Origin of the sequence: Herbiconiux dendrobii, assembly GCF_052048175.1 — a bacterium.
In the GTDB taxonomy this organism is placed as follows: Bacteria; Actinomycetota; Actinomycetes; order Actinomycetales; family Microbacteriaceae; genus Herbiconiux.
In genome coordinates this window covers 46,416-59,350 of record NZ_JBLZQV010000010.1, presented here as the reverse complement: position 1 = coordinate 59,350, position 12,935 = coordinate 46,416, and the positions used below count along the sequence as shown (strand labels likewise).

Sequence of the window (12,935 nt, the reverse complement as noted above, 5' to 3'; positions counted from 1 at the left end):
GAACGAAAACCGCAGCGGCAGCGTCAGCGTCGTGATTCGATGACGCGGCGTGCAGCACGGTCGTCGTGGCAGCAGCCACGCAGATCAACAGAGCCAGGAATGCGACACGGAGCAGTCGGGGCTGTGCGCGTGGCGTCAACCGCATGCGTATGCTCCCCTCCGGGCGTTCTGGGACTCTGTCTCGTCGATTGTAAACGAGATCATGTACTCTCGAAGGCGCCTGACCGCCGCAGCACTGAACGGAACGTCGTGTCTTCTTCTGGTTCTCCGTCCCCGGATCGTCGACGTTGGACGTCGGCTCAGTACGCGTATCTCGCTTTGACCTTGAACGGGTTGTGCCTGGTCGTGTTGTTCGCGAATCTGCTGACCGGGAACACATGGTGGGGGGTGGCTGTGCCGATCGCGATCGGATTCCTGGTGCTCGGCGGGCTCAGCGGCCTGCAGACCAGACGGCTGCGTTCGAAGGAACGCAACCGGGACCGGTAGTTTCACGGTCGTGGCCGGTTGGCGGGCGGCACACTGGTGTCGATCACGCGGAATGCGACTCCGGCTGCGATGAACACGGCCGACCCGACGAGCACGAGGATTTGCCAGAGCTCTTCCGTGAAATTGAAGGGCCAGGCTGGGTTCCAGACCACCGCGAGAGGAAGCATCGGGAGTCCCCACCACCACCGGCGGTGCTGGATCGCGATGACAACGACGATAAGCGCCAGGATGCTCACGGCATAGCGCACGTAGAGGTAGAAGTCGGTGCCGGTCAGCCCGATGCTGGCCAGAAGCACGATTGCGCCAAGGACGGCGGGGAGCATCCCGGGTCGGATGTGTCGGGTGCGAGTCCGTGCAGTCACGAAGTCTTGTCCTCGGGGTCCGCGCGCCGCTTGGCGCGGGTCGCTACAACGACCGCGATCACGGCAATGAGGACCACGATGATGATCCCGCCGACCAGCGCGATGGGGAACAACGCGTCATAGGCGTCGCCACTGGGTACCCCGGTGGGGGTGGGGGTGGGGGTGGGAGTGGGAGTTGCGGTGGTCGCGGTCGGCGGAGCGGTCGCCGTTGCGGTGGGGGTCTGTGTGGGGGTGGGGGTTGCGGTGGGTGCGGGTTCGACGGTGTAGCTGAACGCGTACTGGCCGGAGATGGGGTGTCCGTCGGCCGATACGGTTTGCCAGAGCACCTGGTAGCTGCCTGCCGTGGTGGGCGAAACTGCTTTGATGAGCGTGGTGGCGTCGATGGCGACGTCGCCGGTTGAGACGTCCGTTCCGGCCGGATCGATGACCGCGATGGCGATGCCCGTGTCGAAGCCGGCGAGCGGTTCTTCGTTGAAGGTGAGTTGCACCTGGGTCAGCGGGGTGGCGACCACCTCGTCGGCGGCGGGGGTGGATGATGCGAGAGCGTCGTGGGCGCTGGCCGCGGGCGCTGCGCCGAAGAGCGCAGCTGCTGCTGCGAGGGTGGCGATGGTGCCGACGAGTGCGCGGCGACGGATGGTGTTCCTCATGGTGCTTCTTTCGTATCTCGGGTGTTGAGGCGGTGGAGGTAATCGTTGTAGGCATCCAGATCGGCGTCGCCATGGGTGTCGTGGCGACGGTCGGCGGCGCGGGCCCGGCGGGTATCGTCGCGGTGCCATCTCGATAGCAGGACGAGCACGATGATCAGCGTGGGCAGCTCCCCGTACGACCAGGCGAGGGCGCCGGCTACGAGTTGGTCCTGCAGCGGGTCGATTCCCCAACTGGCAGGCGGGGAAGCGAAGTAGGTGATGAGCGGCACGGTGGCGAGCATGATGATGACGCCGAAGAAGGCGTGCAGAGGCATTTCGGCGAAGACATCCAGAAGCCGTCCGAGATGGGATTGGCGGGCAGGGAGCGGGTCGGCGGAGATCAGGGGAATGGTGAACAGGATTCCGCTGGCCAGGAACAGCAGCTCGAGCCCGATATGTCCGGACCAACTTCCGAGAAGGGAGTCGGCGATGCCGCTGAGGTACAGGCCGTAGAAGGTGAATAGGAACAGGGGAATCATGACGGCCGGGTGCAGCGATAGCCGCGCCGCACGGGAACGCAGGCCTGTCAGGGCGGCACGTTGAACGAGCAGGCCGAGCCCACGGTGGGGCACCGCCTTCAGCAGCAGGGTTCCTGGTGAGCCGAGCACGAGCAGTGGCGGCACGGCCATCATCAGGGTGAGCTGCTGGAACATGAACACCGAGAACATCCGATAGCCGTAGCCTTCGACGCCGGCGCCCATGGTGACCATGAGGATGAGGCAGCCGGAAAGGAAGCAAATGGTGCGAGTAACCGACCAGCGCTGGCCGGTGAACCAGAGCCGTGCCGCGCCGACGCTGTATGCAACGAGGAGGACAAGACCTATGGCGGGTATCAGCGGGATTGGTTGCAAGTTGGGCGCGAGGAACTGGGTGAGGTCTGGTGGTGCAGCCGGCACCCAAACCGGGCCCGTGGGGTCGCCGGTCATTCCGGCGATCTCCGTTCGCCCATCGCGCGGAGCATCGCGTTGTACTCGTTGAGGTCACGGTCACCGGTGCGGTCGGCGTCTCGGTCGATTCTCTTGGTCTCCCGGGCATCGGAACGCGACCACAGAGTGACCATCGTGATGGCCAGCACGAGAGTGGGGATTTCGCCGATACTCCATGCCACTCCCCCGGCGGCCTGCTGGTCGATGAGCGGATCGACCGCCCAGCCTTGGGTGATGACCCCGTACCAGTCCGGGAGGAACAGCACGGTGGAGGTGATGATACTCAACCCGAAGAAAGCATGCGATGCCATAACGACGAGCAGCGTCACCAGTCGCATCGGGTACGGCAGACGGTAGGGCACCGGGTCGGTGCCGATCATGGACAGCGCGAACAGGTAGCCGACGATCAGGAAGTGCGCGATCATCCACTGGTGACCGACGGGGTCGGCCAATGACCAGCCGAACAGCGGCGAGTAGTAGAACACCAGGGTCGAGCCGACGAACAGCACGGAGACCACGAGCGGGTGGGTGATCACCGCGGAGACCCGCGATCGGGTGATGGCCATGATCCATTCCCGAGGGCCCCGGCTGCCGTCTTTCCGCGGGTGGATCGTTCGGAGCGCCAGGGTGACGGGTGCACCCAGGACAAGGAAGATCGGCACCATCATGCTGAGGGTCATGTGCTCGAGCATGTGTTGGCTGAACAGGTAGGTCCCATACACGGCCGGAGCGCCGTTGGTGACGTAGACGAGCACGGCGAGGCCGACGATCCAGCTCACGGTTCGCAGAATCGGCCAGGGGTCGCCGCGGCGGCGCAGTCGGCGCACGCCGGCGAGGTAGAGGACGAACGCGAACCCTGCGCCGATTGCCCAGATCGGATCGATCGTCCAGCTATCGAAGAAGCGTCCGAGGGACAGCGGTGCAGGCAGCGTTTGACCGGTGAGGATTTCTGAGGGTGTCACGGCCAGGTCTTCGCCGACCGGAGGTGCGGTGCGGGCGAGGACGACGGCTGCGCCCGAGGCGATGCCCATCAGGATCGTTTCCGAAACGATCAGCCAGGCGATGACCCGGCGTGCGCCGGCCGAATCCTCGAAACGGCCGATCAGGATACGGCGGTGCGCTACTCCGGCTATGCCGAGGCCGGCCAGGACGGCGATCTTGATCAGGAGGATCTGCCCGTATCCCGTGCTCCATAGTTGTGAGGGCTGGTCGAATCGCAGTGCCGCCGAGACCGCGCCCGATGCGGCGACCACGATGAAGCAGATCAGGGCAATGGAGGAGTAGCGGCGAAGGAGAGTGGCTGCGGGGGCCTGGTCGGTGCGACTCATCAGCACCGCTGCGACAATGAGTCCACCGATCCAGGTGGCGGCAGCGCCGGCGTGAAGCCAGAGCGCCGTGGATGCTGCCGAGTGGCTGCCGGCGCCGGCGGCGTGCCCTTGCAGCGCGATCGGGATGAGGGTGGCGAATGCGGCCACCAGGGCCGTCGCGACGAGGGCTGGTGCTCGCACCGCGAAGCAGAAGACGGCGAGGAACGCGGCGGCGATGGTGGTGGCCAGCCAGCCCTGGCCCAGGCTGACCTCGGTGAGGAACTGGCCGAAGCTGGCGGGAAAGATGTCGAACGGGACGGGGCCGGCGAGGGAGAAGTACGCCAGTATCGCCGTGCCGAACGAGAGCACGGCCCAGGCGCAGGCACCTCCGGCGACGATGTCCATCGCGGTGTCGTAGCCGGCTTTCCGGGCAGGGAGCGCGAATACGGCAAGCACCAGTGCTCCGATGGTCAGCGCGGAGGCGATGTTGACCAGGCTTTTCGCGATGGGCAGACCGATGTCGACGACAGGGCCGGCATCGATCAAGAGGGCGGGCTGCTGCAGCCACGCGAGCACGGCCAAGCTCACTCCGACGACCAGGGTGGCCACGAGAAGGGCCGCGGGGGCGAATACGGCGAGTACACGCCGGATGGCGTTGCTGGTCATGAGGGTCGCTTCTCGGGGTTCTCAGCGGCGAGGCGGACCGCGAGCTTTTTCCGTTCTTCGGCCTCGATCTTCGCCCGCGCCTTTCGTTCGTGCGTGTCGGCCTTGATGATCGACCGGATGATGATGACGAAGATGCCGCCCACGAGGATCGTGGGGGTGACGGAGAAGATGGCGTTGAACCAGTAGTTGTCCATGCCCATAGGGCGCTCCTGATACGGACGGACGTCCCGGGCAGGCGCGCGGGAGGCAATGACGGACGGATGGGAGGTGACGAGGTCGCGGAAGAGTCCGTCGGTATCAGATGCGGGAGATGCCCAGCAGGGTGAGAGTCGGCACGAGAGGGGTCGCCGTCGAATGCGAATTGCTTTCAGGGCGTGGAGGTGCCGGGCTAGGGAGCAGCCGGATACCTCCGGCGCGCAGCAGCGCCAGGACGGCGAGGAGGCATCCGATGCCCAGCGCGAGGCATAGCGCAGCGCAGCCGCTGATCAGCAGCGCTGATGAGTTATCGGATGTGGAGCTCGGGCCATCGGGGACGACGATGGTCTCGTGATCCTGATCAACACTCACGACGGTGCCCGACGACGCTGGCTCGGTCGTGGCGGAGTCCGTCAGATGACCGAACAGCAAAGCGAGCATCGCGGTGAGGACCGAGAGTCCGGCGATCATGGCCCAGCGCGCCCGGCGAGGTGCGGTGCGGGTGCGGATCACGGCGTGTGCTCTCGATGCTGGGGCGGGCGTTGTCGGTCCAGGGTAGCAACTCCGCTTGTGAGCTCGGCGCGGGAGTTTCACGGACTGTGCCCCTAGGGTCGCATTTTGTGACCCCTGCCCATCGCCCGCTGCCGCTGTGGTTGGCACTGGTCGTCGTCGTCCTCTCGGGGCCGATGCTCGATGCCGGCTTCCCAGGCCAGAATCTCTGGCCGTTAACGCTGGCGGGTGTGGCAATGGTTCTGGTCGCCCTGCGCGGGCAGTCGCTGCCGCGCGGTCTGCTGCTCGGGTTCGTCGCCGGAGTCGCGTTCTACCTCCTGCAGATCTCGTGGGCGGCCGAGTACCTCGGGCCGGTGCCGTGGTTGGCGCTGACCGTGACGGAGTCGCTGTTCTGGAGCGGGTTCGGGCTGCTGACGGCCCTGGCCTACCGCGTCGCTCCGGCAGCATGGCCTGTGCGGTGGGGGCGGCTTCTGGTGGCCCCAGTCGTTGTCGCCGGCCTATGGGTTGCCCGCGAAGAGCTGTCGGGGGCGTGGCCATATGGGGGCTTCTCGTGGGGGCGGGTGGCGATGTCCCAGTCGATGAGCCCGTTCGCGCCGATCGTGTCATGGGGTGGGATGGCGGCGCTGACCTTCGCACTCGTCGCTGTCGTCGCGGTCATCGTCTCCCTCACAGCCGAGCGTTCACGGCTGCTGCCTCTGACCGGGGCCGTTGTGGCCACGACGACTGTGCTGCTGCTCGTTCCGGTGTTCCCGACCGAAAGCGCAGGGACGTTTCGTATCGGTGCAGTGCAGGGCAATGGGCCGGCCGGGTATTTTTCCGAGCGGTCCCGTGGCGACCTCCTCGCGGCTCAGCTGGAGGCGAGTGCGCCTCTGCGTGACGCGAAGGTTGATGCGGTGATCTGGCCGGAAAACGCGAGCGAGTTCGATCCGCTCTCCTCCGCCGAGGAAGCAGACCGCCTCACGGCCATTGCCGGCCGGTTCAACGCGCCACTCACCCTGGGTGTGATCACCGAACGGGACGGGTTGTTCTACAACTCGACGATCGCCGTAGACCCGGCTGGTGGGGTTGTCGACGTCTACGACAAGAAGCATCCCGTGCCGTTTGGAGAGTACGTGCCGGATCGGCCGTTCTGGGAGATGCTTGCCCCCGATCTGATCGGTCTGATCCAGCGAGAGTACGTGCCCGGGCAGCGTGACGGTGTGCTCCAACTGGGGGCGATGGTCGCCGGCTCCGCGATCTGCTTCGACATCACCGATGATCGCGTGATGCGATCACTCGTCGCCGACGGGGCAGAGATCATCTTGGCGCAATCGAACAACGCCGATTTCGGAGCGACCGACGAGAGCGTGCAGCAGTTGGCGATCGCTCGGCTGCGAGCGATCGAACTCGGCCGCACAGTGGTCAACATCTCGACCGTCGGCACCAGCGCCATCATCGCTCCGAATGGTGCGACGGTCGCTCAGCTCGAACCGTTCGCGCCAGGTGTGATGGTTGCGGACGTCGCCACATCACGGGGCGTCACACCGGCCACTCGGTGGGGAGATTCGGTCGCCCTGGCGGTCAGCGTATGGCCGTTGATGGTGTTGGTCGCTGCTGCCGCGGCGGGCGCAAATGTCAGGCGCTCTCGGGGCCTATCTCGTGCTCTGGGTCGGTGACCAGCACTACACCGAGGAGATCGCTGAGCGCGTGCGCCATTCGCTTGTCGGCGAGCTCATACCGCACCCGCCGGCCTTCGTGAGCGACGACGACAAGGCCGCAACCGCGCAGGCACGCGAGGTGGTTCGACATCCGTTGGCGGGTCACGTCCAGCATCTCGGAGAGCTCGGCGGGATACGCCGGACCCGAGGAGAGCTCCACCAGGATTCGTGAGCGGATCGGGTCGGAAAGGGCGTGACCGAAACGCGCGAGCGCGTCGACCGCGGTCAGAGTTTCCATACGGGAATGATATCCGTTCTCAATTGCTTGCAGGTCCATCCACAGTTCATCCAAATGTGTACCATTCAGGGTATGGGAACGAATCACTCGCATGGGCCGGCGACGCCCTCGAGAAGTCACGTCAAGCGGTTGGCGATTGCCTTGTCGATCACTGCGACAATTTTCGTCGCGGAGGTCTTTGGGTCGATCATTACCGGCAGCCTCGCCCTCCTCATCGATGCTGCACACATGCTCACCGACGTCCTGGGGCTCAGCGTTGCCCTGGTCGCCGCCCATCTGATGACCAGGCCGACCTCGGCCAAGCGCACCTGGGGCTTCGCGCGGGCCGAGGTTCTCGCCGCGTTGGGGCAGGCCGTCGTGCTGCTGGGTGTGGGCGTTTTCGTGTTCGTCGAAGGCATTCAACGGCTCTTCGCTCCTCCCGAGATCGCCTCCGGCGAACTCATCATCTTCGGCGTGATCGGTCTGGTCGCCAACATCGCCTCGATCATTGTTCTGCTCGGCGATCGTTCCGCGAACTTCAACCTGCGCGCCGCGTTCCTCGAGGTCGTGAACGACGCCCTCGGTTCGGTGGCGGTCATCGTGAGCGCGATCGTCATCGGTTTGACCGGCTTCTATCAGGCCGACGCCATCGTGGCGATGTTGATCGGCGTGCTGATCATTCCCCGCACCCTCAAGCTTCTTCGGGAGACGGTCAGCGTCTTGCTGGAAACCACTCCGGCCGGCCTGAATCTCGACGAGGTCCGGGCGCACATCCTTGAGCTGCCCCGGGTGATCGATGTGCACGACCTCCACGCCAGCCGGGTCGCCTCGGACCTGCCGGTGATCACCGCCCATGTCGTCGTCGAGGAGAGCTGCTTCCGTGATGGGAGCGCCCCGAAACTGCTCGACGATCTGCAGAGCTGTGTGGCAAGCCATTTCTCGGTGTCGATCGAGCACTCGACGTTCCAGCTCGAGCCCGCCGCTCATTCCGAGCACGAGGACGCGGTTCACCGGTGACTCTTCCGCGGAGCTGCCCGTTCCATCAGATCGGGGTCACAAATCCGCCGATCAGCCCTTGGAGCTGATAGATGATGGCGGTCCAGATGCCGCTGACCATGAGAGTACCCAGGATGATCAGCAGGATTCCACCGGCAATGTTCAGCGGCCGAATGAACCGGCGTAGGACCATGGTGGCTCGCATCGCGAAGGCGAAACCCCACGCCAGGAGCAGGAAGGGGATGCCGAGTCCGATGCAATAGGCGAATCCGAGCAGGGCGCCACGGCCGGCGGAGCCGCTTCCCAGACTCAGTGCCGAAATGGCCACCAGCGTGGGCCCGAAGCATGGCGTCCAGCCGAGCCCGAACACGATGCCCAGTAATGGCGCTCCGCCGAGCCCGACGGCGGGCTTAACGGACAATCTCGCCGTGCGCTGCAGCCCGGGGATGAAGCCGATGAATACGACACCCATCACGATCACGGCGACACCCAGGACGCGGGTGATGACGTCTTGCCACTGCACCAGCCACATCCCGAGGGCCCCGAACAGCACGCCGTAGGCGATGAAGACGATGGCGAATCCGAGCACGAAGAGCGCGGCGCCGAGGAGTACCCGGCTGCGTGATCGGGCGGTGTCGGCCGATCCGCCGACGTATGCAAGGTACCCGGGAACGAGCGGCAGCACGCACGGGGAGGCGAACGAGACAAGTCCGGCGAGCAGCGCGAACGGGACGGCGATCAGGAGTTGTCCGTTGAAGACGATCTCCGGGATCATGCCGGCTCCTCGAGCACCCGATCGATGAGCGCTTCGAGGATGGAGACCTCGGTGACTCGGCCCAGGATACGAGCGGCCACCCGACCTTGCCGGTCGAGTACCAGTGTGGTGGGGACGGCGTTCGGCGCGACCTGTCCGGCGAAGCTCAGCTGCACCCCAGCGTCCGTGTCGATGATCGACGGGTAGGTGACCCCGAAAGTTGCAGCGAACTCCTGCGCGGTCGCCGCCTGATCTCGAACGTTGACCCCGAGGAATCCCACGTTCTGCGGCAGGTATTGCTGGTAGGTCGCTTCCAGGTCGGGGGCTTCGAGGCGGCACGGGGCGCAGCCGGCGTACCAGAAGTTCACCACGAGCACCTCTCCGGCGTAGTCGGCTGAGGTGATCTGCTCACCGTTCTCACCGGCGCCGGCAAAGGCGACAGATGCTGCACGCTGGGCTGGGGATATCTCCAGCACCGATCCGTCGCCGGCAACGTAACCGCTATCCGTCACGCGGTCGGCCAGATCGTCGGACCCACCGGCGGCGCAGCCGGAGAGGACGAGAAGAAGGATGGCAGCGGTACCTGACACCGCTGCCATCCGGCTATTGGGCAATTGCCGCATCGAGTTGCGCCCGGAAGCTGTCCAGGCTGTCGATGGTCATCTTCTTGCCGTTCAGGAAGAAGGTCGGGGTGGAATCGACGCCGAGCGCGATGCCTTCGTTGTAGTCCTGCAGGACACGCTCGAGAGTAGCCGGGTCGGCAACCGCTGTGTCATAGGCGGCCATATCCAAACCGAGCTTTTCCGCATAGGTGCGGAACAGGGGTGATAGATCCTCTTGCCCCTCGCCCCACGTGCTCTGGGTCTCGAACATCATCTGGTACATCTCTTCGAACGCGCCCTGCTGCGATGCGGCTTCGACGGCGACGGCCGCGTTGCGGGAATTGAAATGCGAGGGAATCGGGAAATAGCGGGTGACAAAGGTGATGTCTCCCCTGTACTCCTCGCGGAATTGCTCTACGTAGGGGTAGAAGGCCCCGCAGGCCTCGCATTCGAAGTCGAGGAATTCGACCAGGGTGACCTTCCCATCCGGGGCGGTGTCGAGCACGTGGCTGTTCTCGCGCACGACCGACGCTCCGTCAGCGGCCTCCGCGGTGCGGTTCATGCTCTCGGTGATGCTGACAGCGATGATCGAGATTCCGATGACGATGACCGCGAACACCGCGATCAGGATGACGACGAGGAGAGTGCGTTTGGGCTTTCGTTGGGCGACTAGTTGCTCCGCGGTGTTGCGGGCGGCTTGAGTACGGGCGGATGGCGTCTTCTTCTGATTCATGGGTCAGGTTCCGTTTCGTCAGTTGCGTGCGGAGATCCAGGCGTATGGATCGACGGGGGTGTCTTCGACGTGGATTTCAAGGTGCGTATGTGCACCCGTTGAGACTCCGGTGTTGCCGACGTTGCCGAGTTGCTGGCCGGCCACAACGACCTGACCTTCTGTCACGACGGGCGAGCCGGTGAGCATGTGGCCGTACCAGCTGCTGACGTTCACTCCGTCGATGACATGGTCGACGACGACGTAGACTCCCAGGCCGCCTTGATCGGTTTGCTGAACCAGTCGGACGACTCCGGCAGCGACGGCGTTGACGGGAGTCCCTTCGCCGGGGGTGAAGTCCACGCCCTTATGGTTGGTGCTTCCGATTCCGCCAGGCGATTCGCGGGGGCCGAAGCCGTCACTGATGGGCACGCCGACGGGGAACGGCCACTGCACAGCGCTGGTCGGGTTGTTCGTGAAGGTGTTGGCCGTGCGGTATCCGGCAACCTCAGCCTTCTTTTCTGCAATCACTTCCGCTTCGGTGACGGAGTATCCATCTCGTGTGATCGGCTGACCCGGAGCAGCGGCGACGGTGAGGAGCTCCTGCGGTCGGAGATCCGTGGTCGCCGGGGTCGAGGCGAAGGACAGCGACGAGTTCGTGGCCGACAGCGATGTGGTCGCGACCAGAAGCGCGGCGAACGACAATGCGACGAGAGCGCGCATGCGCGAAGATCGGCGTTTCGGGGTCGGCGCAGCTGTCGCCGACGTCGGCGGCGGGACGCGCGGCGGGGTCGCCTCACGACTGCTCGCCACCGAGACCGGTGTAATGTCAGCGAGCCATTCCGTGGGGAGGACCGGGGAGGTGACCAAAAGGGGGTCGGGAGCAGAGATCGCCTCGATCTCTGCCGCCGGCTCAGGGTCTGACCCGCCTGCGATCGGCTCATCCTGGGGTGGCGAAGGTCGAACCGGCGAGTGCCCGCCGTTGGAGCGGGACTGCTGTTCTTCCTCTGCGACCCGCTCGAGTTGCCTCAGTTCGCGGCGGGTGAGGACGATCGGGCGCGCTGGTTCGAGCGCGTGGCGGCCGCGCATCTCACGAGATGCGGCCGAGCGAGCGGCTACCGCGCGCTCGTGTTCACGCTGAGTTCGACGGCTGGGAAGAGTGTCGTCGTGGTCGGGTTTTTGCGTCACAAATTGAGCTTTCGTACTGCGCCGGCAGTTCAAGAACAGACATGTCCGTTTCGTGAGCGCGGGGACATGCCCGTGCGCGACGACGCATCCGTTCTCGGAACCGCAAGCGGCGGATCTGGTCGGTCAGTAGGACGCGCGTGCGCGTCCGGATCTCGATTAGGTACGAAGAACAGTGAGTGCGAAAAGCGATGGCGTTGCGCGCGGGATGGCGCGTGCAACAACCAGGCGAGGCCGCTCCGATGGGGCTGAGCTCGACTCTCCCACGGATGGTTCGCGCGCTCGCACCGCTCGCTTCACGAGGGCGAGAACGCCGAGTGCGCAAAGCACTCCTGCAGCGGCGCATCCGATCAGTCCACCGGCCGCCATCGTCACGTCGGACGACGTCGTGGCGGGAGCGATGGAATCGACGTGATCAAGGTTTTCGACGAACACATCGGCGATCAGGACGGTTGGCTGGCCGGAGTGGCCGACTGTGGCGTCGAGCGCGTGCATCGACAGCAGGCCCATGACGACGGCGAGTAGCGCAACCAATCCCACAATGACCTTGGTCAATGTCGTCGGCGCCGGTGGCGAGGAGGGCTGCGAATCTGTTCGCATCTCCTCCTCCTTACCGATTGATTCTCGTCACGCTTTCATTGCCGACACCTGCAGAGACCTGGTGTTCGGGCCGCTACAGACGGACTAATGATACAGAAGCCGCTTAATACAGGAAAACCTGAACTATTGCCGGTAGGTTACACGAGCGAACGGCGGCACAAGCTGGGAGCCTCAACCGACAGGAGAAAGAACAACACAGTGGAACTCTCGTTCGCTTTCACACCGGATCTGATCGTCGCGTTCCTGACCCTCTTCGTCCTCGAAATCGTGCTCGGGGTCGATAACGTCATCTTCATCTCCATACTCGCGAGCAAACTTCCCGCCGCGCAACAGCCCAGAGCCCGTGTACTCGGCTTGATCCTGGCGATGCTGGTCCGAATAGCTCTGCTCTTCGGAGCATCCTGGATCATCACCCTCACAGCCGATCTCTTCAGCGTTTTCGGCAAAGGCTTCTCCGGGCGCGACCTGATCCTCATTGCCGGCGGCCTGTTCTTGGTTTACAAAGCGGTCCGAGAGATCCACGACAAGCTCGAAGGCAAAGGTGAGGCAGCGATTGCCGCCGGCAAAGTCGTCTCGTTTCGGGCGGTGATCGTACAGATCGTCCTACTAGACATCGTCTTCTCGTTCGACTCGGTCATCACTGCGGTGGGTATGGTCGATAACCTCGTCGTCATCATCGCTGCGGTCGTGTTGTCTTTCGGCGTGATGATTCTGAGTTCGAAATACATCTTCGCGTTCGTGAACCGGCATCCGACCGTCAAGATGCTGGCGTTGGCCTTCCTGGTGCTGATCGGCGCCTTCCTAATCGCCGATGGGTTCGAAGTGAAAATCGACAAGGCGCTCATCTACGGCCCGATCGCGTTCGCCATCGTGGTGGAAGCTCTCAACCTGACCTACAAAATGTCCGCCGTGCGAGTCAGATGGATCTCCCGTGGCCCGCTACACGCGCGATCGTGGGCACACCACACACTCATCCCAGAGCGGCGGTCTCCCACACGCAATCCGTAGACTTCTAATGGCCTTACCGAGTACAGGCG

General features: G+C 64.5%; 15 protein-coding genes. 3 read left to right on the top strand and 12 right to left on the bottom strand.

The genetic code is table 11. The features are described 5' to 3' along the window. Positions 1-488: 488 nt before the first annotated feature. The 6 genes from ACN4JJ_RS20210 to ACN4JJ_RS20185 all read right to left on the bottom strand — a co-directional run bounded on the left by ACN4JJ_RS20210 (position 489) and on the right by ACN4JJ_RS20185 (position 5,141). On the bottom strand, positions 489-809 hold the full coding sequence (locus tag ACN4JJ_RS20210) for a DUF6804 family protein (protein WP_440711684.1): 321 nt from the start codon (positions 807-809) through the stop codon (positions 489-491). A gap of 35 nt (positions 810-844) precedes the next feature. Beyond that, complete coding sequence (locus ACN4JJ_RS20205) at positions 845-1,495, bottom strand: copper resistance CopC family protein (protein WP_440711683.1); 651 nt, start codon at positions 1,493-1,495, stop codon at positions 845-847. Then, a complete protein-coding gene (locus ACN4JJ_RS20200; protein ID WP_440711682.1) occupies positions 1,492-2,460 on the bottom strand; it encodes a cytochrome c oxidase assembly protein in 969 nt (322 codons plus the stop codon). Before ACN4JJ_RS20200 ends, ACN4JJ_RS20205 begins: the two co-directional genes overlap by 4 nt. Further along, positions 2,457-4,433: a bifunctional copper resistance protein CopD/cytochrome c oxidase assembly protein gene (locus ACN4JJ_RS20195; RefSeq protein ID WP_440711681.1), complete on the bottom strand. Its 1,977-nt coding sequence runs from the start codon at positions 4,431-4,433 to the stop codon at positions 2,457-2,459. The genes ACN4JJ_RS20200 and ACN4JJ_RS20195 overlap by 4 nt, the downstream gene beginning before the upstream one ends. After that, positions 4,430-4,633: a hypothetical protein gene (locus tag ACN4JJ_RS20190; RefSeq protein WP_440711680.1), complete on the bottom strand. Its 204-nt coding sequence runs from the start codon at positions 4,631-4,633 to the stop codon at positions 4,430-4,432. The genes ACN4JJ_RS20195 and ACN4JJ_RS20190 overlap by 4 nt, the downstream gene beginning before the upstream one ends. Positions 4,634-4,730: 97 nt before the next feature. Continuing rightward, positions 4,731-5,141, bottom strand: coding sequence for a hypothetical protein (locus tag ACN4JJ_RS20185; protein ID WP_440711679.1), 411 nt, complete (start codon positions 5,139-5,141; stop codon positions 4,731-4,733). A gap of 107 nt (positions 5,142-5,248) precedes the next feature. On the opposite strand from ACN4JJ_RS20185, the gene lnt reads away from it, so the two are divergent. Continuing rightward, positions 5,249-6,793: an apolipoprotein N-acyltransferase gene (gene lnt / locus ACN4JJ_RS20180; RefSeq protein ID WP_440711678.1), complete on the top strand. Its 1,545-nt coding sequence runs from the start codon at positions 5,249-5,251 to the stop codon at positions 6,791-6,793. Here the strand turns inward: lnt and ACN4JJ_RS20175 are convergent. Continuing rightward, the gene (locus ACN4JJ_RS20175; protein ID WP_440711719.1) at positions 6,753-7,073 is read right to left on the bottom strand and encodes an ArsR/SmtB family transcription factor; all 321 of its coding nucleotides are present in this window, start codon (positions 7,071-7,073) and stop codon (positions 6,753-6,755) included. The two genes, lnt and ACN4JJ_RS20175, sit on opposite strands and share 41 nt — an antisense overlap. 72 nt (positions 7,074-7,145) lie before the next feature. On the opposite strand from ACN4JJ_RS20175, the gene ACN4JJ_RS20170 reads away from it, so the two are divergent. Continuing rightward, positions 7,146-8,069: a cation diffusion facilitator family transporter gene (locus ACN4JJ_RS20170; protein ID WP_440711677.1), complete on the top strand. Its 924-nt coding sequence runs from the start codon at positions 7,146-7,148 to the stop codon at positions 8,067-8,069. 25 nt (positions 8,070-8,094) lie between these two features. Here the strand turns inward: ACN4JJ_RS20170 and ACN4JJ_RS20165 are convergent, their stop codons facing one another. From ACN4JJ_RS20165 to ACN4JJ_RS20145, 5 genes are all read right to left on the bottom strand, one after another. After that, complete coding sequence (locus ACN4JJ_RS20165) at positions 8,095-8,823, bottom strand: cytochrome c biogenesis CcdA family protein (protein WP_440711676.1); 729 nt, start codon at positions 8,821-8,823, stop codon at positions 8,095-8,097. Next, positions 8,820-9,401, bottom strand: a complete 582-nt coding sequence (locus ACN4JJ_RS20160) for a TlpA family protein disulfide reductase (protein WP_440711675.1) — start codon at positions 9,399-9,401, stop codon at positions 8,820-8,822. The genes ACN4JJ_RS20165 and ACN4JJ_RS20160 overlap by 4 nt, the downstream gene beginning before the upstream one ends. Before the next feature lie 4 nt (positions 9,402-9,405). Further along, entirely contained in the window at positions 9,406-10,137 is a 732-nt protein-coding gene (locus ACN4JJ_RS20155; protein WP_440711674.1) for a DsbA family protein, read from the bottom strand. An 18-nt stretch (positions 10,138-10,155) separates the two neighbouring features. Further along, entirely contained in the window at positions 10,156-11,301 is a 1,146-nt protein-coding gene (locus tag ACN4JJ_RS20150) for a M23 family metallopeptidase (RefSeq protein WP_440711673.1), read from the bottom strand. 156 nt (positions 11,302-11,457) lie between these two features. Beyond that, the gene (locus ACN4JJ_RS20145) at positions 11,458-11,898 is read right to left on the bottom strand and encodes a hypothetical protein (protein ID WP_440711672.1); all 441 of its coding nucleotides are present in this window, start codon (positions 11,896-11,898) and stop codon (positions 11,458-11,460) included. A gap of 198 nt (positions 11,899-12,096) precedes the next feature. Between ACN4JJ_RS20145 and ACN4JJ_RS20140 the strand changes: the two genes are divergently transcribed. Next, the gene (locus tag ACN4JJ_RS20140; protein ID WP_440711671.1) at positions 12,097-12,906 is read left to right on the top strand and encodes a TerC family protein; all 810 of its coding nucleotides are present in this window, start codon (positions 12,097-12,099) and stop codon (positions 12,904-12,906) included. Positions 12,907-12,935: the final 29 nt, after the last annotated feature.